The organism is Larkinella sp. (assembly GCF_965227735.1).
In the GTDB taxonomy this organism is placed as follows: domain Bacteria; phylum Bacteroidota; class Bacteroidia; order Cytophagales; family Spirosomataceae; genus Larkinella.
In genome coordinates this window covers 4111363-4133973 of sequence record NZ_OZ245776.1, presented here as the reverse complement: position 1 = coordinate 4133973, position 22611 = coordinate 4111363, and the positions used below count along the sequence as shown (strand labels likewise).

Here is a 22611-nt window from a genome sequence, read left to right as displayed (position 1 = left end):
GCTAAAGGCACATTTTTCCGGCAAAAACTTTTCATCACGAATTCAGATACCCCCGGTCCTTCAAATCCTGTTCCGGCGACGCCAGCCGGATGGTGCGCCCGCCTGTATTGAGAAAGTAGACGGAATCGCTGAGATCCAGCACGGAGCGATAGAGGTGATCGGACAGAAGAATACCTTTGCGCTGGGATTCCTGCCGGATCGTTGCGTGCAACTGCTCAATCTGAACTGGCGTCAGGTGTGAGAAGGGTTCATCCAGCAAGACGAAAGCCGTATCGGATTTGAGAACCAGTAAAATCTCCGCCAGCCGCTTTTCGCCCCCCGACAAACGGCCCATCCGCTGGTTTTTGAGGTCCGCAATTTTAGGATAGTCTCCGGCGATGTCGTCCAGGTTCACGCCATACCACTCGAAAGCCGACCGGATGGTCAACGAGGGCGGAACGAACGAATGCTGGGGCAGATAGCGGATCAAGTCTGGCCGCTGATACGGTTTTTCAACGTAATGGCCATCGACCCGCACCGACCGGGTTTCGGTCGGCATCAGGCCCATGATGCTTTTCAGGAGACAGGATTTGCCGCTCCCGTTGCGGCCTAGCAAACCAGTTGTCTGACCGGTTTGCAGTTTGACGTATACACTCTGGAGAATTTTCCGACCGCCGAATTGCAGCCAGATTCCGTCGGCTTCCAACACAGTCGGCTGGCGGTTCATAGGATGCGCATGATTTGATACGCCAGACCGATCAGCAGAAAGGCAATCAGCAGATCGATTGCAAAAGCTCCGGCGAACAAGCCGGTTTCTGACAAACCCAGGTTGTGGTAAAACCAGAACCTGGGCTGGTAATTTTTCCGCACCAGATACCAGACCGCTACCTCGGAAAGCAGCTTGAACCAGAGAAAATAAACCAGAAAAAGCGGAAAGTATTCGACAATTTTTAGCAGACTAACGCCGATCAACCCCACGGTTACGAGATTGCTGAATATCCAGAACGTTCGGTAAAAGAGGAAAACGGCCTGTAATTTCAAAAGGCGCATACGAAGCTGATTTTGGGCAAAATAGCGGAATTCCATGACCGGTCGAAATGCCTTAACAAACTTTAACAGCGCCTAAAAAAAGGCCGGATGAACGGCGTTTAAATACCGTGTATGCCCTCTGTTTTTTGCCAAACCAAATGCTTAATTTGCCGAAAACCGTAAGCCTATGAAGCCGCTCCTCCATCTCCTCTCCTTTTTGATCCTGCTCGTTCTTTCCGGTTCATTCACCCTGGCCCAATCGCCCAAACTGGCGGCCCGGGCCGATTCGCTTTTCCGGGAATGGAAAAAAACCGGTAGCCCTGGAGCCGCCGTCGGGGTCGTGCATCAGGGGAAGTTGATTTATGCCAAAGGATTTGGTGAAGCTGACGTGGAAACCGGGGCGCCCATCGGACCGGAAACTATTTTCCACGTGGCTTCTTTGTCGAAACAGTTTACAGCCTTCGGGATTGTGCTGCTGGCGCAGGAAGGCAAACTGTCGCTGGACGATGACATTCACGAGTACCTGCCGGAAGTGCCCGATTTTGGCAAAAAAATAACCATCCGGCACCTCATTCACCACACCAGCGGCCTGCGCGACCAGTGGAATCTGCTGGTGATGGCAGGTTGGAAACTGGACGATGTCATTACGAAAGAAGATATTTTCAACCTCGTCAAACGGCAGCAGGAACTGAATTTTGAGCCGGGTTCGGCCTACACCTATTGCAATACGGGGTATACCTTACTGGGTGAAATTATCGCCCGGGTAACGAAACAACCGTTTCGGGAGTGGATGCAAGCACGGGTTTTCAAGCCGCTGGGCATGAAAAACACCCTGTTTTACGACGATCACGAACGGATTGTCAAAGGCCGGGCGTATTCGTTTTCGAAAGGCGACGGCCCGAATGCCTACAAAAAAAGTGTGCTGAGTTACGCCAACGCGGGTGCTACCAGTTTATTCACGACGGTAAACGATCTGGCGCGCTGGATTGGCAATTTCCGCTCGCCCGTCGTCGGCAATCAGGCCACGATGACGCAGATGCTGGAACGGGGGCGGCTTACCAAAGGCGACACCCTGCCCTATGCTTTTGCGCTCCTGCATGGCCAGTACAAAGGGTTGTCTCACATCAATCACGGTGGCAGCGACGCCGGTTTTCGGTCCTTTCTGTGCTATTTTCCGAAAGAAGACTACGGTTTCATCGTGTTGAGCAACCAGGCTGAATTTGATCCGGCCAAAAAAACCTTTGAGCTGGCCGATATTTACCTGGCTCCGCAGTTGAAAGCGGACAAGGTCGTGAAAGCCCCGACGGCTTCGACTACCGCCAACGTGCATGCCATCGACCCCGCACTTTTCGATGCCTATGCCGGCGAGTATGAACTTTCCGAAGCACCCGGTTTTATCCTGTCGTTCAGGCGGGAGGGCAACCGGTATTTCACGCAGGCCACGGGACAGCCTCAGGCCGAGTTGTTTCCGTCGTCCGACACCACGTTCTTTTTAAAAGTCGTGGACGCCAAAGTAGTTTTTCATCGCCCGCAAACCGGAAAAGTGAGCCAGATCACGCTTATCCAGAATGGCAATCATCCGGGAAAACGGGTCAAACCGTTTGAGGCTACTGCGGAGCAGAAAAAGCAACTGACCGGCAAATACTACAGCCCGGAACTGGAAACCATTTATTCCATCATCCAGAAAGACGATACGCTGAAACTAAGGCATATCCACCACGGGGAAGTAGCCATCAACGTAGTTTCCAGGGATCGTTTGCAGGTTCCCTGGTGGTATGTGCAGACCATCGATGTGGTTCGCAACCCGGCGGAGCAGATTGTGGGCATCCGGATGTCGAACGGGCGGGTTCGCAATCTGTGGCTCCAGCGACTGCCAGATGATTTTGGCACCGGAAAACCACCCATGACGGGTAAATAGATGATGAAAGGTAATTAGTAGTATTTTTTATAACTTAGATACCAAAATTTCCATATCCACCCATGAAATATTGTTTTTACGTCCTGTTTTTGCTGGTATCGTCGCTGGCAGTTCGCGCCCAGACTGCATACAAAGACTTCGAAGTCGATTCGGCGGCCCGGCCCATTGGCGGCATCGCACTGCTGGAAAAGTTTATCGAGGTCAACCGGCGCATGCCGTATTCGGCCGAAGTGAGCCGGATCAAAGGCATCGTCATTTTGTCGGGAGTTATTGAGCCCAACGGTACGGTTTCGGAGATCAAGACACTCCGCAGCCTTCGCCCGGATTGCGACCGCGAGGCCATGCGGGTTTTGAGTCTGTTCAAAGCCTGGAAACCGGCGCTGAAAGGTGGCCAGCCGGTTCGGCAACAGTTTACGTATCCGGTTCGGTTTGCGCCCAGTCTGGCAAAAAGCGAGCCCGGAGCCAGAACCGCTTACTATACAAACGACGGCGAACAAACCGGTGATGAATCCCAGGCTCTGTTTCGGCTTGTGACACCCGTCGATACGATGGGGATTCCCAATGGCAATCCGGTTTTTTCTAAACGGGAAGGTGCTAAATGGCAACAGGCGCTCGAAAATACGTTCGAAAGAAAACCGTATACCGTTACGAATGAAGACGACCCGGCTTTACCGGATTCCATTACCGGCTACCGACTGGTTATCAAAGACATACTCCTTCAACTCGATGGCACGATTTATTCATTTTACCCGGATGGAACCCTGCTGGCCCGCGAACAATATGCAACGGGCCAGCGCGTGGGTGAATCTGTTCATTATTACCCAAACGGGATGGTGAAACGGGTTACAGAATATCCGGCGAAAGATCAAACCCGTGAATGGGTATGGTATCCGAACGGGATGCTCCGACAGGTATCGGAACGAAAAATAGTAGCGATGACGGGCGAAGATAACCAGTTGTTGAGTCAGTGGGATGCAGCAGGAAACCAGGTGGTGCAGAACGGCAACGGGAAAGCCAGTTTCGTATCCAGGCAGGATGACCGGTGGATTACCGAAACCGGAGCTGTCAAAGAGACGCGGAAAGAAGGCACCTGGCAGGGGCAGTATGCTGATGGAAAACCGGCTTACCGGGAGTCGTATCAGGGCGGAAAGTGCATTTCCGGCGTGGCTTATTACGGTCAGGATTCGGTAGCCTATCAGGAACCCTTGCAACACCCCGAATTTGACGGTGGACTATCCGGTTTAAGTCGGTTTTTATCCACCAACCTGCATTACCCGGAGTATGCAGCCAGAGCCAACATCCAAGGCAAGGTTTTTGTCAGTTTTGTGGTCTGCGAAGACGGTAGTCTTTGTGATTATGATATCTTGAAAAGTGTCCATTCAACCGTCGACAAAGAAGCGTTGCGGGTCGTGAAAGCTTCCAATGGCAAATGGAAACCGGGTTCCATCCGGGGTCGGCGCGTACGGGTCAAATACAACTTGCCGCTCAATTTTGCTCTTCAATAAGACGTTAGGGGCTGGCTGAGGCCTCAACCAGCCCCTAAAAACGAAAGAATGCCATCACTCAGCGTCAGTTGCAGCGACCGCGGCTTTTTGGATTTGATCAACTGGTCATCCAGGTGCATTTCGACACCTTCCCACTGCATGCGGATGGATTTTCCTTTCAGCGCCGTTCCCCAATAGTCACCTTCGACACCCTGAAGCCGGTTCTGAACGTAGGTCAGCAGCCCCTCGCGCTGGCTTTCCGAAACCAGCACCACCTCGAATACGCCATCGCCGGGATCGGCGGCCGGAGCCAGCACCAGATTGGGGCCGATGGAGCGAATGTTCATCACCTCCACCAACAGATACTCGCCCGAATAATCGACACCATCGACTTCGATCCGGCACGACTGAACCTGGTACTTCTGAACGATATCCGAGAGAATTTCCAGTGCTATACGAAGTTTATCTTCCGGCGAATCGGACGAATTGACCGGATGATCTTTCATTTCCTTCATCAGTTGCGGAAAAACGCCGTATCCGATTCCCTCCAGAAAAAACTGCTTTTTGGGTAAGCCTTCCACCAGCCCGACATCGAACTTTTTCCGCTGGTCCATACGCCAGCTTTGGACAACCGGCTGTGGGTCGTCGGCCGGGATGTTCAGGGTTCCCGCAATGTTGTTGGCCGTTCCGCTGGGCAGCAGCGCAATTGGCAGCGGTTTTTCAATCAGCTTTCGGTTCAAAAGATGTTTGGCAACCTTCCGCACGGTGCCGTCTCCCCCCGCAACCACCAGAAAATCGACGTCGGATTTCAATTCTTTCCAATCGTTTTTTTTCGTGGAAGCATACCGGCACGTAAATCCTTCCGATTCAATGAGTGTCATGAGGTCTTTCCGGGAATGTTCCTCATCACCGGCACCAGGATTATGTAAGAGCTGAGCGATTTTCATAAAGTCCGTTCGAATGATCTATTAAACATCCCGAACGGTTTTTCTGTTGGAATAAGAAGACAAAATGGTATTGCCATGAGAATTTTAATCACCAACGATGACGGCATTTACAGCCCGGGCATTGCGGCCCTGGCCCAAATAGCCTCCCGATTCGGAGAAGTGCGGGTTGTCGCTCCCGATGTAGAACAATCGTCGATGGGCCATGCGGTCACGCATTCCCGGCCGCTTTCCTATAAAACGTCACCCATCAAGTTTGAAGGCATCGACGCCTACCGCGTCAACGGCACCCCCGCCGATTGTGTGGCCCTGGGAACGCACTTGTGGGGACATACTGATGTAGTGTTGTCGGGGATCAACATGGGGCCGAATCTGGGCAACTCCATGTGGCATTCCGGAACGCTGGCGGCTGCCAAGCAGGCTGTTTTGCTCGGCATCAAGGGAATTGCCTTCAGTACGCCGGTCGGCAAAACCGAACCGGACTTCAAGGCACTGGAACCGTTTGTGGCCAAAACACTGGAACTGTTGCTGAAAGATACGGAGCTGTCGCTCTACAACGTCAATTTCCCCCCGCAACCGACCGAAATCCGGTGGACCCGACAGTCGGTTCGGCTATACGATGGGACGATTGTGCCCGGTATGGACCCGCTGGGGCGCAAACATTACTGGTTTACCGTAACCCCGCTGGAACCGGCCGAAGAAGGAACCGATCGCTGGGCAATGGATCAGGGATACGTTTCCATCACGCCTTTGCGGCTTGATTTAACCGACGAAAAAGTGCTCCAGAAAGCGCTTGAGCAACCCGCTATTGTCTAGAAAAAGCAAGCGTAGCTTCCGGCTGACCGGAAGCTACGCACTTAGCTAATGACCTCAAAACCGCAATACGGCACCAGCACCTTCGGAATCCGAACGCCTTCCGACGTCTGGTTATTTTCCAGAATGGCCGCCAGAATCCGGGGCAATGCCAGGGCAGAACCGTTCAGCGTATGCAGCAGTTGCGTTTTTCCTTCAACGCGTGAACGGAGTTTCAATCGATTCGACTGAAAGGTTTCAAAATTGGATACCGAACTCACTTCCAGCCAGCGTTGCTGAGCCGCCGACCACACTTCCATGTCGTAGGTTAGCGCGGAGGCAAAGCCCATATCGCCCCCGCAAAGCCGCAGAACGCGGTAGGGCAGTTCCAGTTTCTGCAACAAAGACTGCACATAGTGGCTCATTTCTTCCAGTGCCTGATAGGATTCTTCCGGTTTGCGGATTTGCACAATCTCTACTTTATCAAACTGGTGCAACCGGTTCAGCCCCCGGACGTGTGCGCCCCAGGAACCGGCTTCGCGCCGGAAGCAGGGCGTATGCCCAACGTTTTTGACCGGCAATTGATCGTCCGATAAAATAACGTCGCGGTATAAATTAGTGATAGGCACTTCCGCCGTTGGAATCAGATACAGCTTGTCCTCTGTCGCGAAATACATCTGTCCTTCTTTGTCGGGCAACTGCCCCGTGCCAAAACCGGAGTCTTCGTTGATCAGAATCGGCGGTTGGATCTCGAAATAACCAGCTTTCAGGGCTTCGTCCAGAAAGAAATTGATCATCGCCCGCTGAATCCGCGCGCCTTTTCCCCGGTAGACTGGAAAACCGGCACCAGTAATTTTATTGCCCAGCTCAAAGTCGATGATCTCGTATTTCTTGATCAGTTCCCAATGAGGTTGTGCTCCTTCATGCAAAACCGGGATGTCGCCATGCTCCAAAACCACCTCGTTGTCCTCGGGCGTACGGCCTTCCGGAACGCTGCTGTGGGGCAGGTTGGGCAAGGTCACCAAAACCTCCTGCAGTTGTTGCTCGGCGGTTTTCAGGCTTTCTTCCAGTTCTTTCGAGCGCGTTTTCAGCTCGGCGGTTTCGGCTTTGGCGGCCTCCGCTTCGGCTTTTTGACCGGCTTTCATCAAAGCCCCGATTTCCTTGGCTTTGGCGTTGGAGCGGGCCAGGACGTCTTCCAGTTCTTTTTGGGCATCGCGCCGTTGCTGGTCGAACGCCAGCACCTGCTCGACGGCGGTTTCCGCATTGGCAAACCGTTTCTTTTTCAGCCCCGCGAGGGTGGCTTCTTTATTGTCGCGGATGAATGGAAGTAAAAGCATGTTATTCAGCTACTAACTGCCGGACGGCAGCAATGAATTGTTCGGTTTCGTCTAGTAATGGCAAAATCTTTTCTGACGAATGATAGATAAAATTGCCATAATCGCCACTTTGACGTGTATTAAATAGGTGACCGTAAATCTTACTAAACCGGACGTCTAGCCGACCGGTTTTCACAAATTGCAGGCCGAGCATAGGTTTTGCACCATCGCGGGAAGTAATCTTAATTTCATGTTTTACCATGAGTGCGACTACCACATAGTAAGCTGCATAATAAAGACGGTTTGCGGCACCGTTCCAGCTTTCTATAGCAATTAGGGCCTGTGCATCTTGCAAAGATTCAGTTGAGCGGGATAGTCTGTACTTAATCTCTTCCTCCTTGTAATTATTCATATTGGTTTACCATCAGTAAGAACGTTCCAATAGAAAGGAGAAAAAGGGTGTTTTATCCACTCCTGCTTTTCTTGCACCACGGGATTTATAATCTGCTCAGACGCTAATTCCAGTTCTGTAAACGTATCCCAGATCGCATATTCCAATTGCTGGTCTAATTTCTTCTCAGTTAACACCAGAAAATCCCAATCTGAATCCTTGCGATGATTACCTCTCGCCCGTGAACCGAACAGATAGACATCAGCCTGTGGATCAATCGAATGTACCGATTCTTTGACCTTTTGCAGAAATGCTTTGTTGGTTAACCGGGCCATAACGGTGACGATTGCATATAAAGTTGATCAGATCCGTACGATTTTATTGACTTAAACTAATTAACTGCCGAAATGAAAGTTTATCAGCCCACTGCTTTAGCTGTGGGTAACAAGAAAATTAACCCTATGCTAACCGAACCGTTTTAACGGTTTGCTGGAGGATGAAACCGTTAAAACGGTTCCATAATGATCCGGTTTGGTTTCGCTTTACCCACAGTTAAAGCAGTGGGCTGATAAACTTTCATTTCAGCAGTTATTAAATTTAACTCCATAAAATCGTACAGGCCTTTTGCTCTTTTCAGGCTTCTTTCAGTTCAAAAAGTCCTTCGTTCAGCGCATTCAGGGCTTCGGCTTTGTAACGGCCGTGAACGAGCAGTGAAATGTTGTGTTCGGTACCGCCGTACGAAATCATCCGGATCGGAATGCCTTCCATCGCTTTCAGAACCTGCAGGGCAATACCAGCCTGATCGGCACTGAAATTACCGACAATACAGATAATCGCCTGGTCGTAATCCGGTTCCTCCAGTTCGCAGAACGTTCGCAACTCCGCCATCAGCTCCGTCAGGTTGTCGGTTTTGTCAATCGTTACCGAAACCGATACTTCCGACGTAGCAATCAGATCGACCGGCGTTTTGTATTTTTCAAATACTTCAAAAATCCGGCGCAGAAAACCGTAGGCATTCAGCATCCGCAACGAATGGATGTAAAGCGCCGTGATGCTGTCTTTGGCCGCAATGGCTTTGAACACCTGATCGGACGTTTTGTTGGCAATCAGCGTCCCCTCCGCCGTCGGATCCATCGTGTTTTTCAACCGCACCGGAACGCCAAACATCTTCGCCGGCGTAATGGTGGAGGGGTGCAGGATTTTTGCGCCAAAATAGGCCAATTCAGCGGCTTCTTCAAACGTCAACGCCCGAATCGGGAAGGTTTTCTTGACAATCCGGGGGTCGTTGTTGTGCATGCCGTCAATGTCGGTCCAGATCTGGATTTCGTCGGCGCGAATGGCCCCGCCAATCAGCGAAGCCGTGTAGTCCGAACCGCCCCGTTTCAGGTTGTCGACTTCACCGCGCGGATTCCGGCAGATGAACCCCTGCGTCACAATGAGTTTTTTATCACCGTGCGCCCGCAGCAATTCCCGAAGTTTGCGTTCCGTATAATCCAGTTCCGGTTCGCCATCGGCGTCAATGCGCATAAACTCCAGCGCGGGCAACAGAATGGAGTCGTGCTCCAGTTCTTCCAGATACGCCTGAAAAATTTGCGTGCTCAGCAACTCACCTTCGGCCACCAGTTCTTTCTCCTGTTTCAGCGTAAATGGTTTGATGCGCGTCAGCGACCGAATGAACGAGAATTCGTTTTCGATGATCTTCTGTCCCTTCGTCAATCCCTCGCTGGTCTTGTACAAGTCGCGAACGAACGAATCGTAATGCGCCTTCAGGTGCTCGATTTTCTCGGCCGCTTCGCCCGGCTGGTCCGATTTCAGGGATTCGCCGATGGACAACAGGGCGTTGGTGGTGCCGGACAAGGCCGACAGGACGATGATTTTTTGCTGATCATCGGAGGTAATCAGGTTGCGAATCGAGTGCATCCGTTCGGGCTTGCCAACGGACGTTCCGCCAAATTTCCAGACTTGCATGGGTTTAATGAGTGAATGCGTGAATGAGCGATTGAGTGAATAGCTTCGCAGGAAGCGAATAATTGGCGAAGCTATTCACTCAATCGCTCATTCACTCATTCACAATTAATTGTGAAAACTATACACTTGTTGCTGTAATCCTAACATTTTGATGGCGGTCATGGCGGCTTCGTCGCCTTTGTTGCCGTGAACACCGCCCGCGCGGTCGAGGGCCTGCTGCTGGTTGTTCGGCGTCAACACACCGAAGATGACCGGTTTTCCGGTTTGCAGGCCAACGTTCGTCAATCCCTGCGCTACGGCGTGGTTGATGTAATCGTTATGTTTGGTTTCGCCCTGAATCACACAGCCTAAGGCAATAACCGCATCGATTTCGGTGCGTTGGGCAAACCATTGGGCGCCCAAACTCAGCTCGAAGCTCCCCGGAACGTTGCCCCGGACGATGTTTTCGGCTTTCGCGCCGTAGTTGATCAACGTCTGGTAGGCACCCGAAAACAGGGCTTCGGTTACTTCTGCATTCCACTCCGCCACCACGATGGCAAACTGGCGATGACTGATGTCGGGCAGGTGATCGGTTGAAAAAACACTTAAGTTCTTTAATTCGGATGCCATTCTGAACTCAGATTAGAGGGATTAATAGGATTAACTCGGATAAGGTGACTAAAATGATGACTCTGGATTGTTTTCGCTGATCAACAAACGAAATCATGGTTGATCATTCCAATCCCTTGAATCCTGGTTCAATCACCGGTCAAAAAAAAAGACAAAACCCGGTCGGCTTTGTCCTTTCGCAATGGTTGAATTAACGCTGCTTACGACTCACCGACCGTGCTTTCCAACACCGATTTATACTTCTTGGCGTTAGCGGCTTCCGAAGAGGTGGGGTATTTGTCGATAATCGAACTGTACGTATCAATGGCATCCTGGTTTTGCTTGTTTTGCTCGTAGGCCAGTGCCAGCTTCATCAGGTAAGCAGGTGTAAAGTATGGGTTGGGCTTGTAATCAGCCGCTTTTTTGTAATAATCGATGGCATCGCCGTAAGCCTTCTTTTCCATGTTGGCATCACCAATCAGGGCGTAGGCACGGGCTTGCACCAGCAAATCCGACGATTTGAAATTTTTCAGTTTTTCAATGGCTTGGTCGTACTGGCCTAATTTCAGAAAAGCGACTCCAGCGCGGAAACTGGTGACGTTACCGGTAGGGGTGGCACTATATTCTTCGGAAATAGCGACCAGACCTTCGTTGGCGCCGTTACCATTCAATGCTTTTTTCAGTGAATCGGCCTCCCATTCGTAAACCGATGGGAACACGGCCGTTTGCGCTTCCTGGTCCTGGCTGCTCACCCAGTAGCGATAACCGATAAAACCGGCCACCACCAGGACAATACCGCCCAGCAGACCCAGAATCAGCTTCTGGTTTTTTTCAAAAAACAACTCCGCCTTCCCTAACGAACCCGCCAGAGCAGCGGGATCTTCCAGAAACTCCAGTTTGGAGTTTGTTTGTGTCTTACTCATTTATAATTATCCAAAATTTCGGACTGCAAATTTAGTAAATCTCTGGATAATAGAAAGAACAAAGGCAAAGTTTTGCTACCAAAGCCCGAACAATCGACATGAAAAAGGGAAGAAAGCGTAGAAAGAAATAAGCCGACAGCCGTTTCCTTCCTTCTTCCTTCCCTTTCTACTGGTACGCTTCTCCTGATTATTCCATAATAAAGGGATAATCTTTCTGCATGTAAACATCCTTAAAGGCCTCTTCCGCTGGTGGATAAGGTGACTCTTCGGCAAACTTCACCGACTCATCCACGATGCCTTTGATTTTCTGATCGATGGCCGCCAGGTCCTCTTCGGTCGCCAGTTTCTCTTTCAGAATGGTCGCCCGGACGTTCTCGATCGGGTCGCGTTGCTTGTATTGCTCCAGCTCGTCTTTCGTGCGGTATTTCTGCGGATCGGACATCGAGTGCCCCCGGTACCGGTACGTCCGGAATTCCAGGAACGTCGGCCCGTCGCCTTTGCGCGCACGTTCGGCGGCCCGGCTTACGGCTTCGTGAACGGCTTCCACATCCATCGCATCGACGGGTTCCGACGGCATGTCGTAGGCTTCACCCAGCGTATAGAGATCCGTTACGTTGGACGTACGGGCCACGGACGTTCCCATCGCGTAACCGTTGTTTTCTACGACAAAAATAACCGGCAGTTTCCACGTCATGGCCATGTTCAGCGTTTCGTGGAACGAACCTTGCCGAACGGCACCGTCGCCCATGAAACACATGCACAGGTTGGTGGTTTTGTTGTACTTCTCGGCAAAAGCGATCCCGGCTCCCATCGGAATCTGGCCACCCACAATGCCGTGGCCGCCCATAAAATTCACCGATTTATCGAAAATGTGCATCGAACCACCTTTGCCTTTCGACGAGCCGGTTTGTTTGCCAAATAACTCGGCCATAATGGCTTTGGGATCAGAGCCCAACGCCAACGGAATACCGTGGTCGCGGTAGGCCGTAATCCATTTATCATCTTTGGTCAGGGCTGAATACGACCCTGAAGAGCAGGCTTCCTGCCCGATATAAAGGTGACAGAAACCCCGGATTTTCTGCTGTCCGTAGAGCTGACCGGCTTTTTCTTCAAATTTACGTTGCAGCATCATCGACTCATACCAGTACAGGTAGCGTTCTTTCGGATGCTTGGTTTTTGCAGCGGCTGGCGATGCGTTGCCCGGCGAAGCGTCGCCCGGCTTAGATTTTTCCTTTACACTTGCCATAGAGTTCGTTGGGCGTAAAAAAAGGATAACCGAATAAAACGGAAATCGTTGTGCGATACGGGTAACCGGTCCTAACGTAACAAACGACCTGTATCTTTGTTGCTTAAACACGCGGCTGTTACCACCACGATGCCGCGAAAATACGCAATTCCTGCTAACAACCATACCGATGTATTTGGAAAAACTCAACCTGACCAACTTCAAAAATTACGAGGAAGGGAGTTTTACATTTAGCGAACAGATTAATTGCATCGTTGGACCGAATGGAAGCGGAAAAACCAACCTGCTCGACGCCGTTTATTTTTTGTCCCTGAGCAAGAGTGCGTTTCACAACCAGGATGCATTGAGCATTCACCACCAGAGCGATTTTTTCATCATCGACGGTATTTTCCGACGTGATGACAAACCGACCCAGATTACCTGCAGCCTGCAACGCGGACAGCGGAAGGTGCTGTTGTCGGACAAAAAACCGTATGAGCGCATCAGCGAACACATCGGGCGGTTTCCGGTGGTGATGCTGGCACCCAACGACACCGATCTGGTGCGGGAACACAGCGAAGAACGGCGGCATTTTTTCGACGGTGTTCTGTCACAACTGGATGCCGGCTACCTTCGCGATTACCTGTTCTACCAGCAGATTCTGAAACAGCGAAACGGTACGCTGAAGCTTTTTGCCGAGCGGAATTACCTGGATGAAGAACTGCTGGAAACGTACAACGAACCGCTTTTGCAACTGGCGGGGCGGATTTACCAGCGCCGAAAACAGTTCATCGGCGACTTTCTGCCCATTGTTCAAAAGCATTACGCCTACCTGAGCGACGCCCGCGAAGCCGTCGATATCATTTACGAATCAGAAGTGGGCAACGAGGAATTTCCGAAAGATTTCCGCCGAAACCGCCAGCGCGACATTCAGTTGCAACGCACCAACAAAGGCGTTCACAAAGACGATTACGTGTTCGAAGCCAACGGCGTAGCCTTGAAGAAATTCGGCTCACAGGGCCAGCAGAAGACTTTCGTCATCGCCCTGAAAATGGCGCAATTCGAGCAGTTGCAGGCCGAGAAGGGCATAAAACCGATGCTGTTGCTGGACGATATTTTCGACAAACTCGACGACCGCCGGATCGACAAGCTCATCACCTTGATGGAACACCACACCTTCGGCCAGATTTTCATCACCGACGCCCGACCCGACCGCACCCGCGAATTGCTGACGTCGGTAAAAGCCGATGTTGCCTATTTTCGGACGGAAGGGTGAAATAGAGTCAAATCCCACAATGTTATGCTATTTTGGGATTCAACTCCCAGGATAGTATGATTTTTTGGGATTTGCGAATCACCCCGCCCAGTTCTCCCGATCCAGACTCCGGTATTGAATGGCCTCCGCCAGATGCTCGATCTCGATGTGTTCAGCCCCCGCCAGATCCGCAATCGTGCGCGATACTTTCAGAATCCGGTCGTAAGCACGAGCCGATAAACCCAATCGCTCCATGGCAGTTTTTAACAACGCCAAACCTGCCGGGCTGATGACGCAAATTTCCTTGACCATTTGCGACGGCATCATGGCGTTGGAATAAATACCGGATTGCTCGCCAAACCGCTTCGTCTGGATTTCCCGCGCCCGGATCACCCGCTCCCGAATGGTTTCACTGCCTTCCGACGGTCGGTTAGCGGTCATCTGATCGAACGAAACCGGCGTCACTTCCACGTGCAGGTCGATGCGATCCAGCAATGGGCCGCTGATTTTGTTCAAATACCGCTGCACGACGCCCGGCCCGCAAACGCACTCTTTTTCGGGATGGTTGTAATACCCGCACGGACACGGATTCATGCTGGCGATCAGCATAAAATTGGCCGGAAATTCCACCGCCCATTTGGCGCGCGAAATGCTCACTTTCCGTTCTTCGAGCGGCTGACGCATCACTTCCAGCGCCGTCCGCTTGAACTCCGGCAATTCGTCCAGAAACAAAACGCCGTTGTGCGACAACGAGATTTCGCCGGGCTGCGGAAAACTGCCGCCACCAACCAAAGCCGCATCGCTGATGGTGTGGTGCGGTGACCGAAACGGCCGGGTGGCAATCAGCGTGGCCCGGCTGCCCAACTTCCCGGCCACGGAATGAATCTTGGTGGTTTCCAGGGCTTCATGTAACGTCAGGGGTGGCAAAATACTGGGCAACCGCTTCGCCAGCATGGTTTTTCCGGCCCCCGGCGGACCAATCATGATCACATTATGACCACCGGCGGCCGCAATTTCCATCGCCCGTTTGATGTTTTCCTGCCCCTGAACGTGGGCAAAATCGGCATCATAGGCGTTTTGGGTATTGGTAAACAGTTCCCGTGTGTCGGTTACCAACGGTGTGATCTCTTTTTTTCCTTCAAAGTATTCCACCGCATCCATCATGGTTTCGACCCCAATCACGTCCAGATTATTCACGATGGCGGCTTCCGGCGCGTTCTCGGCGGGCAACACAAACCCTTTAAAACCGCGTTTGCGGGCTTCGATCGCGATGGGCAACACGCCTTTGATGGGCCGCAACTTGCCGTCGAGCGACAGTTCGCCCATGATCACGTAGTCTTCCAGGTTGCGCACCAGCGTAATTTGTTCCGACGCCTGCAGCACGCAGAGGCCAATCGGCAAATCGTAAGAAGAGCCTTCCTTGCGGATGTCGGCCGGAGCCAGATTGACAACGACCTTTTGCCGGGGCATCCGGTAGCCAAAATATTTCAGGGACGATTCGACCCGCTGTTCGCTCTCCTTAACGGCACTATCGGGCAAACCGACCATAAAAAAGTGTAATCCCTGTGCCACCGTGATTTCAATCGTAATAATGGTGGCCCCAACACCGTGAACGGCGCTTCCAAAGGTCTTTGCCAGCATAAAAGCAGGATTTGGATTGTAATTGTTACTCTGCTTAGACGCGTAACCGATCGAAAGGACACAGGAAAACCGGGACTTTCTTTGCCATCGCCGTTCGAAGGCGTAGCAAAGTTTTTTGGTCTGAATCGACAGATTTCCTGCGGGCTTGTTTGTAAACTGTAAAAAGGCAGCAAAATTTGGAACAAAATTGACAGCTCAGTCAGTAAGAAGATCCCTTAACGCTCATACCATGATTGCTCAGCATCCTTACATTCACCAGATTGAGGCTGTTTTTCGGAAGGAATTTAACCGGCAACCGGCGTTGTTGGTACGCGGGCCGGGGCGGATCAACCTGCTGGGCGAACACACGGATTACAACGGCGGCCTGGTGCTACCGGCCAGTATCGACAAGGAAATCATCTTCGCCATTTCCGGGCGGGATGACCGAACCGGGCGCATTTTTGCCGAAAATTTGAATCAATCGTTTTCCTTCTCGCTCGACGATTTTACACAGTCTCCGCTGGGCTGGCCGAATTATTTGATGGGTGTGGTCGATCAGTTGCAGAAAGCCGGGTATCAGCCGGGCGGTTTCGACCTGGTTTTTGGCGGAAACATTCCTTCCGGAGCGGGTTTGTCGTCGTCGGCTGCGCTGGAATGCGGGCTGGCGTTCGGGCTGAATGAACTGTTCGGTCTCGGCCTCTCGACCATCGACATGGTGAAACTGAGCCAACGCGCCGAAAATCAATTTGTTGGCGTCAATTGTGGCATCATGGATCAGTTTGCTTCCATGTTCGGGCGCGACCAGTCGGTGATTCAACTGGACTGCCAATCGCTGGAACACCAGTATTTCCCGTTTCAAACCACCGATTACGCCCTGATTTTGTGCGATTCGGGCGTGAAACATTCCCTCGGCGACAGCGAATACAACACCCGGCGGGAAGAATGCGAAACCGGGGTCAGTATTTTACAAAAATACCAGCCCGACATCCGCCTGCTGCGCGACGCCACCACGGAACTGGTGGACGCCCACCGCGACGAAATGCAGGGAAAAGTCTACCAACGCTGCCGGTATGTGACCGAAGAGATTCAGCGCGTCCGGGAAGCCTGCGAATTTTTACTGCAAAACGATCTGGCGGCTTTTGGAAAGAAGATGTACGAAACCCACAACGGTTTGCAGCACGACTACGAAGTCAGTTGCCCGGAACTGGATTTTCTGGTTGACCAGACCCGGCAGGACGAAGCGGTTTTGGGCGCGCGGATGATGGGGGGCGGTTTTGGCGGCTGCACCATCAACATTGTCGAACGCGAAGCCGTCGATGCGTTTATTAACCGCATGAGTACGGTTTATCAGGAAGCCTTCAACATGGCGTTGAAATGCTATCCGGTGCGAATCACGGACGGAACGTCAGCGCTGGCGTTGTCTGCAGGCCAATAACCGCTGACAGGGTCTTCGACCGCTGTCAGGGTTTCGGCGGCCCTGACAGCGGTCGAAGACCCTGTCAGCGGCAAAGAACACGCATAAAACCGTTACACCACCAAACTCCAGCCCTCCCGATACTCCCGTTTCACGTACTGATTAGCCAGATCGTAGTTCGTGATTTTCATGTTGGCGGCATCCCAAAGCAGTTTTTTCCGGCCATTATACCGATCTGCCGATCGTTTTGCCGTCGGATTGTCGCGCAGCATCCAGCTTCGCAGGGCCAGATTCCCGATCAGAATGCTTTCGGCAAACGGCGCAGCATATTCGAACGGCGAACTCGTTACGCCTTTGCCATACCCGGCGATGCAGGCATCGACCCACTGCAAATAATGGTCTTCATTCGGCACACGCGCAATGGTTTCCGGGATGTTGATCGACTCATTGGCTTTCAACGGCAGCAGTCGCGGATTCGCGCCGTAACAATCGGCCATCAGTTTCCCTTTCGACCCGATGAACAACACGCCCCCGTCCGAATTCCCGAAGGCTTCACCCGGCTGGAGTTCTTCCGGCAATTCGGGCAGAATGCCGCCGTCATACCAGCTTAGTTTGATATCGCCCTTGTTGTCTTTCCGGGGATAATTCAGGTGAATCGACGACGAGAACGGCGTCCAGTCCGGGTTGTGATCCTGTTCGCGGAGCGTAAAGGTCCAGGTTCCGGCTACGCTGCACTCCACCGAATTGGGGTAATCGAGCGGCAAAATCCGGAAAACCGGGTCCAGAATGTGGCAGGCCATATCGCCCAGCGCACCCGTTCCATACGGCCACCAGCCCCGCCAGTTCCAGGGCAAATACGACTGATTGTAAGGCACTTTCTTGGCAGGTCCCAGCCACAGATCAAAGTCCAGTTCTTTCGGAATCTCGTACGATTGATCGGTTGGAACGGCTTGTGGCCAAACCGGGCGGTTGGTCCAGGCCAGGACTTTATGCACCTCGCCAATCGTGCCCGCATCGTAGATTTCCTTCATGCGCCGGACGCCATTGCCCGAACCGCCCTGGTTGCCCATCTGGGTGATTACCTTGTATTTTTTAGCCGCCTGCCCCAGAATCCGGGATTCGTAGATATCGTGCGTCAGCGGTTTTTGGGTGTAAACATGTTTGCCCAACTGCATCGCGGCCAGCGTGGCCACGGCGTGGGTGTTGTCGGGCGTCGAAATGGAGCAGGCATCGATGTTCTTGCGTTCTTTCGACAGCATTTCCCGGAAATCCTTGTAATACGTCGCTTTCGGGTATTTGGAGCGGGAGTCAACCGCCTGACGGTCATCCACATCGCAGAGCGCGACGATGTTCACATTAGGACTTTTGGCAAAAGATGCCAGGTCGCTTTTACCCTTTCCGCCTACACCAATCCCGGCAATGTTCAGTTTATCGCTGGGGGCAATAAAGCCTTTTCCCAAGACATGCCGGGGAACGATCAGAAAAGAAGTGGCCGCCAGTGACGACGTTTTCAGGAAATTCCGGCGACCGGAATCTTCCGCAGTAGAGTGGTTGTCTTCCATAAAAAGAGGGTTTAGAAAGAAGAAAATTCAGGCTTGTACGCACGTCAATGCGCTAAGGCTGAAATCAATACGACAAAAGGACGCGATTGGGCTAGTGCAATCCCAAAATACTGCTCAAAATTTTGAGCGCGTAACCCAACTTTACCAAAGTGAACGCTGTGACGATGCCGCTAGGCATAAGCTATAGATATGCGGAAACCGGTTGCAGCCTTCATATCATTCCCGTAGGGATGATTCATTTTGTAGGAACCGCACGGACAGGGGGATGAGTCCCGTAGGGATGATTCATTTCGTACCGACCCAATTGTCATCCCTACGGAATTCTCGGGTTTTCTGCAAACATGGCTGCTACAAAATGGAGCATCCCTACGGGATTGTTTTTGATTTTCCGGGGGCGTCTCAATCTGACACGGTAAAGGCAAATTACTCCTTCCAGCGCCATTCGTTCGCGATTTGCAGGGGCGTCCTGAGGCCCTGCGCAATCAGGAAATCGCGGGTTTTGGTGTCGTCCATACGCTGCGTCGGAATCGCATCGGCGTTGGCGAGCGCATACAGCAGCATGGCCGAATAACGGACGGTATTTTTCAACTGGTCTTTGTTGACCAGATTCATGTTGTCGCAATCGGCGTGGTAACAATCCAGCACGTTCCGGTCCAGATGACCGCTCATGCCGACCACCGGTACGCCCTCCATCATAAACGGCTGATGATCACTGTGCAACCCGGCCTGATTCGATACCGTATTCTGGAAAGCCGGTTCGACCAGCTTGACGGTTTCGCCGATTTCGGTCAGAAAAGGCACCATTTCGCTCCGCCCAAAAGCATTAAAACCGCTCGGGTCGTTGGTCATGTCCAGATTCAGGATGTAGCGGACGTTGTCCAACTGTCCGCTTTTTTTCAAGTCATCCACCAGGCTGCGCGAACCAAGCAGCCCTTGTTCCTCGCCCATGAACATCACAAACTCAATGGTGCGTTTCGGCTTTATTTTCAGGGCTTTGAACGTGCGGGCAATGTCGAGAATGGAGAAAGAGCCAATGCCGTTGTCGATGGCCCCCGTGGCCAGATCCCAGGAGTCGAGGTGACCGCCGATGATGATTTTTTCGTCGGGAAACTGCGACCCTTTCAGCGTTGCGACGACATTCCGCGCCCGGATTTTCCGGCTCACGTTGGTCATGTCGATCACCGCCTGCAGGTTTTTCTGCTCCTGCATCCACTGGCGGATTTCCTGACCACTTTCCAGCGAAATGCACACCGATGGAACCGGAATGAGCTTGCCCGTTACGGAGGCCGTTCCGGTCAGCAACACATTGCCCGGCACCAGATTGACCATAATCACGCCAATGGCCCCGTGCTGAATGGCCAGAGCGGTTTTTTCGGAGCGGTGGAGGTTTCGGGCGCCCTTCGTGGGAGCCGCCAGACCGATGTTCACCAGCGCAACTTTCCCCTTGATCCGGTCTTTCAAGGCCGCAAAATCACCTTCCAGACCGTTGCCGATGTCAATGATTTCACCCTGAACATGGGCCTCTACGGGCGAATGCGCCAGGGCAACCACTTCGACATCCCGAAAATTATCGCTTTTCCGGGGTACCACCGCCAGCGTCACCGTGTCGCGCATCCACGATTCTACCTCGAAAGGGGCGTATTTCGTATCTGAATACCCGTATTGCTTCAGCAGGTTATAGGTATATTCCTCCGCGCGGCTTCCGTTGGCACTGCCCGTCAGCCGGTGACCAATTTTTTGCGTGGCATCGGTGAGGGTTTCAAAAACCCGGCTGTTTTGCAGTACTTCCTGATTGATTTTAGCAAAAACTTTTTCCAGCGTTGGGCGGGATTGTCCTTCGTCGATCCGATCACCCTTTTTTTTCAGTGTGTAGGCACTCAGCAAACAAATACCGCCAGAAAGCAGCAGATAAACGTAGACTTTTTTTCGCATAGTGAGGATAACCGTATAACTCCTCAAAATAACAAAAAAGCGAGGGAATGCCGCGTAAGTGGGGAAAAAACTTTAAGTTTCTTCCCCAAATCGAAACACCTCAACGAATCCTGAAAAAAAGGTGTTATTGGGTTTCGTATTCAGTCCCATCGAATTCTATGAAAAACGCGCAGACGACACCGGTTTTGCCCCAGGCGGCCATTAAACCGACCGAACTGACCACCCACGGCCACACCCGGATCGACAATTATTACTGGCTAAATGAACGGGAAAATCCCGAGGTGATCGACTACCTGAAAGCCGAAAATGCGCATCTGGAGGACGTGTTGGCACCTGTCAAAGAGTTTCGGCAAAAGCTGTTTGAGGAGATGAAGGGCCGTATGAAACAGCAGGACGAATCGGTTCCGTACAAAGAAGGCAACTATTACTATTATACCAAGTTCATCGAAGGAGGTGAATACCCGGTGTATTGCCGGAAGCCCGGTTCGCTGGATGCCGAAGAGGAAGTGATGCTGGATGTCAACGACATGGCAAAACCGTATTCGTATTACAACATCGGCGGCCTGGAAGTATCCGACAACGACGAACTGGTGGCTTATGGCGAAGACACCGTTAGTCGGCGCATGTATACGTTGCGGATCAAAAACCTGAAAACCGGGGAGATTTATCCGGATGCCATTCCCGACACCGAAGGCGGCAGCTACGCCTGGGCGGCTGATAATCAAACCCTTTTCTACATCCGAAAAGACCCGCAAACGCTGCTCGGCTACCAGGTATACCGGCACGTGCTGGGCACCGATCCGGCGCAGGACGTGCTGCTTTACGAGGAAACGGACAACCAGTTTTACATGGGCCTGGGCCGGATGAAGTCGAAAAAGTACATCGCCGTGGTGTCTGACCACAACGGCGTGGCGACGGAATACCGGCTTCTGGAAGCGAGCAACCCGACGGGCGAGTTTGTCGTTTTTCTGCCCCGCGAAAAAGGCCACGAATACGATATCCAGCACCTGGAAACGAGTTTCTACGTCCGGACGAACTGGAAAGCCGAAAACTTCCGGCTCATGGAAGCGAAGGAAACCAAAACCAACGACCGGTCGGCCTGGAAAGAAGTCATTCCGCACCGCCATCATGTTTATCTACAGCAACTGGATGTTTTTAAAAACCACCTGGTTTTGGGCGAACGGAAAGAAGGACTGATTCAGTTGCGGGTGATCGATCGGCGGAACAAAGAAGAGCATTACCTGGATTTCGGCGAACCGGCCTACGTTGCCGGCATTGGCTACAACCCGGATTTCAACACCACCACCCTGCGTTTTGGTTATTCGTCGTTGACAACGCCCAGCTCTACCTTCGATTACAACATGGAAACGAAGGAAAAAACGTTGATGAAACAACAGGAAGTGCTGGGCGGTTTTGATCCGGCGAATTACACATCAGAGCGGTTTTTCGTCAAATCCCGCGATGGTGCCCGGATTCCGGTTTCGATTGTGCGTCGAAAAGACACGCCCACGGACGGTTCGGCTCCGCTGCTGCAATATTCGTATGGTTCCTACGGCTATTCGACCGACCCCGGTTTTAGCTCCACGCGCCTGAGCCTGCTCGACCGCGGTTTTCTGTTCGCCATCGCCCACATCCGAGGAGGTCAGGAAATGGGCCGGAAGTGGTACGACAACGGCAAAATGCTCAAGAAAAAGAATACGTTCAACGACTTCGTGGACGTTTCGGATTATTTAATTCAGCACAACTATACGAGCGCCGACAAGCTGTTTGCGATGGGCGGCAGTGCGGGCGGTTTGCTGATGGGAGCCGTTGTGAACCAAAAACCGCAACTGTACCGGGGGGTTGTAGCGTCGGTGCCGTTTGTCGATGTGGTCACGACCATGCTCGACGAAAGCATTCCGCTGACGACCGGCGAGTTTGAAGAATGGGGCAATCCGAAGATCAAAAAATACTACGACTACATGCTATCGTATTCGCCCTACGACAATGTGAAAGAGCAGGCGTATCCGAATATGCTGGTGATGACCGGTTTACATGACTCGCAGGTGCAGTATTGGGAACCGGCCAAATGGGTTGCCAAACTCCGCACCCTGAAAACCGACACCAATCAGCTCCTGCTGCACACCAACCTGGAAGCCGGCCACGGCGGGGCATCGGGGCGGTTTGAAGCCTTGAAAGAGATTGCCCTCGAGTACGCGTTCATGCTGAACCTAGTGGGAATCAGAGAGTAACTGAAGCCCGGCTGCCCGATCGCTTGCCTAACTTCCCTGC

Annotated in this window: 19 protein-coding genes; 6 read left to right on the top strand and 13 right to left on the bottom strand. The window is 52.2% G+C overall.

The genetic code is table 11. The features are described from left to right. Nucleotides 1-34: 34 nt before the first annotated feature. On the bottom strand, nt 35-706 hold the full coding sequence (locus tag ACO064_RS16205; RefSeq protein WP_421828303.1) for an ATP-binding cassette domain-containing protein: 672 nt from the start codon (nt 704-706) through the stop codon (nt 35-37). Next, entirely contained in the window at nt 703-1029 is a 327-nt protein-coding gene (locus ACO064_RS16200) for a hypothetical protein (RefSeq protein WP_421828302.1), read from the bottom strand. Before ACO064_RS16200 ends, ACO064_RS16205 begins: the two co-directional genes overlap by 4 nt. Nucleotides 1030-1195: 166 nt before the next feature. Here ACO064_RS16200 and ACO064_RS16195 point away from each other — a divergent pair, with 166 nt between their 5' ends. Together ACO064_RS16195 and ACO064_RS16190 are read left to right on the top strand one after the other, a co-directional pair. Continuing rightward, a complete protein-coding gene (locus ACO064_RS16195; RefSeq protein ID WP_421828301.1) occupies nt 1196-2926 on the top strand; it encodes a serine hydrolase in 1731 nt (576 codons plus the stop codon). Nucleotides 2927-2988: 62 nt separating this feature from the next. Beyond that, nucleotides 2989-4431 carry a TonB family protein gene (locus ACO064_RS16190; RefSeq protein WP_421828300.1) on the top strand — a complete coding sequence of 481 codons (1443 nt, stop codon included), beginning with the start codon at nt 2989-2991 and terminating at the stop codon, nt 4429-4431. 23 nt (nt 4432-4454) lie between these two features. Here ACO064_RS16190 and ACO064_RS16185 read toward each other — a convergent pair whose 3' ends face one another. Then, nucleotides 4455-5357 carry a diacylglycerol/lipid kinase family protein gene (locus tag ACO064_RS16185; protein ID WP_421828299.1) on the bottom strand — a complete coding sequence of 301 codons (903 nt, stop codon included), beginning with the start codon at nt 5355-5357 and terminating at the stop codon, nt 4455-4457. Nucleotides 5358-5432: 75 nt separating this feature from the next. Here ACO064_RS16185 and surE point away from each other — a divergent pair, with 75 nt between their 5' ends. Further along, nucleotides 5433-6170 (top strand): 5'/3'-nucleotidase SurE, encoded by a 738-nt coding sequence (gene surE, locus ACO064_RS16180; protein WP_421828298.1) that lies wholly within the window; start codon nt 5433-5435, stop codon nt 6168-6170. 41 nt (nt 6171-6211) lie between these two features. On the opposite strand, the gene serS is transcribed toward surE, so the two are convergent. From serS to pdhA, 7 genes are all read right to left on the bottom strand, one after another. After that, nucleotides 6212-7483 (bottom strand): serine--tRNA ligase, encoded by a 1272-nt coding sequence (serS, locus tag ACO064_RS16175; protein WP_421828297.1) that lies wholly within the window; start codon nt 7481-7483, stop codon nt 6212-6214. A gap of 1 nt (nt 7484) precedes the next feature. Continuing rightward, a complete protein-coding gene (locus ACO064_RS16170) occupies nt 7485-7874 on the bottom strand; it encodes a HEPN domain-containing protein (RefSeq protein ID WP_421828296.1) in 390 nt (129 codons plus the stop codon). Continuing rightward, entirely contained in the window at nt 7871-8188 is a 318-nt protein-coding gene (locus ACO064_RS16165; RefSeq protein ID WP_421828295.1) for a nucleotidyltransferase domain-containing protein, read from the bottom strand. Before ACO064_RS16165 ends, ACO064_RS16170 begins: the two co-directional genes overlap by 4 nt. A gap of 298 nt (nt 8189-8486) precedes the next feature. Beyond that, nucleotides 8487-9821 (bottom strand): aspartate kinase, encoded by a 1335-nt coding sequence (locus ACO064_RS16160; protein ID WP_138992620.1) that lies wholly within the window; start codon nt 9819-9821, stop codon nt 8487-8489. Nucleotides 9822-9926: 105 nt separating this feature from the next. Further along, nucleotides 9927-10430, bottom strand: coding sequence for a 6,7-dimethyl-8-ribityllumazine synthase (ribH, locus tag ACO064_RS16155; protein WP_421828294.1), 504 nt, complete (start codon nt 10428-10430; stop codon nt 9927-9929). A gap of 200 nt (nt 10431-10630) precedes the next feature. Beyond that, a complete protein-coding gene (locus ACO064_RS16150; protein ID WP_421828293.1) occupies nt 10631-11332 on the bottom strand; it encodes a tetratricopeptide repeat protein in 702 nt (233 codons plus the stop codon). A gap of 187 nt (nt 11333-11519) precedes the next feature. Further along, on the bottom strand, nt 11520-12578 hold the full coding sequence (gene pdhA, locus ACO064_RS16145) for a pyruvate dehydrogenase (acetyl-transferring) E1 component subunit alpha (protein ID WP_421828292.1): 1059 nt from the start codon (nt 12576-12578) through the stop codon (nt 11520-11522). 169 nt (nt 12579-12747) lie between these two features. Here pdhA and recF point away from each other — a divergent pair, with 169 nt between their 5' ends. Then, on the top strand, nt 12748-13833 hold the full coding sequence (gene recF, locus ACO064_RS16140; RefSeq protein ID WP_421828291.1) for a DNA replication/repair protein RecF: 1086 nt from the start codon (nt 12748-12750) through the stop codon (nt 13831-13833). 78 nt (nt 13834-13911) lie between these two features. Here recF and ACO064_RS16135 read toward each other — a convergent pair whose 3' ends face one another. Further along, nucleotides 13912-15453 (bottom strand): YifB family Mg chelatase-like AAA ATPase, encoded by a 1542-nt coding sequence (locus tag ACO064_RS16135; RefSeq protein ID WP_421828290.1) that lies wholly within the window; start codon nt 15451-15453, stop codon nt 13912-13914. A 229-nt stretch (nt 15454-15682) separates the two neighbouring features. On the opposite strand from ACO064_RS16135, the gene ACO064_RS16130 reads away from it, so the two are divergent. Further along, on the top strand, nt 15683-16867 hold the full coding sequence (locus ACO064_RS16130) for a galactokinase (RefSeq protein ID WP_421828289.1): 1185 nt from the start codon (nt 15683-15685) through the stop codon (nt 16865-16867). A gap of 92 nt (nt 16868-16959) precedes the next feature. Here ACO064_RS16130 and ACO064_RS16125 read toward each other — a convergent pair whose 3' ends face one another. Then, nucleotides 16960-18408 carry a Gfo/Idh/MocA family protein gene (locus ACO064_RS16125; RefSeq protein WP_421828288.1) on the bottom strand — a complete coding sequence of 483 codons (1449 nt, stop codon included), beginning with the start codon at nt 18406-18408 and terminating at the stop codon, nt 16960-16962. 423 nt (nt 18409-18831) lie between these two features. Beyond that, on the bottom strand, nt 18832-20340 hold the full coding sequence (locus ACO064_RS16120) for a M20/M25/M40 family metallo-hydrolase (protein ID WP_421828287.1): 1509 nt from the start codon (nt 20338-20340) through the stop codon (nt 18832-18834). A gap of 158 nt (nt 20341-20498) precedes the next feature. On the opposite strand from ACO064_RS16120, the gene ACO064_RS16115 reads away from it, so the two are divergent. Then, nucleotides 20499-22571, top strand: coding sequence for a S9 family peptidase (locus ACO064_RS16115; protein WP_421828286.1), 2073 nt, complete (start codon nt 20499-20501; stop codon nt 22569-22571). Nucleotides 22572-22611: the final 40 nt, after the last annotated feature.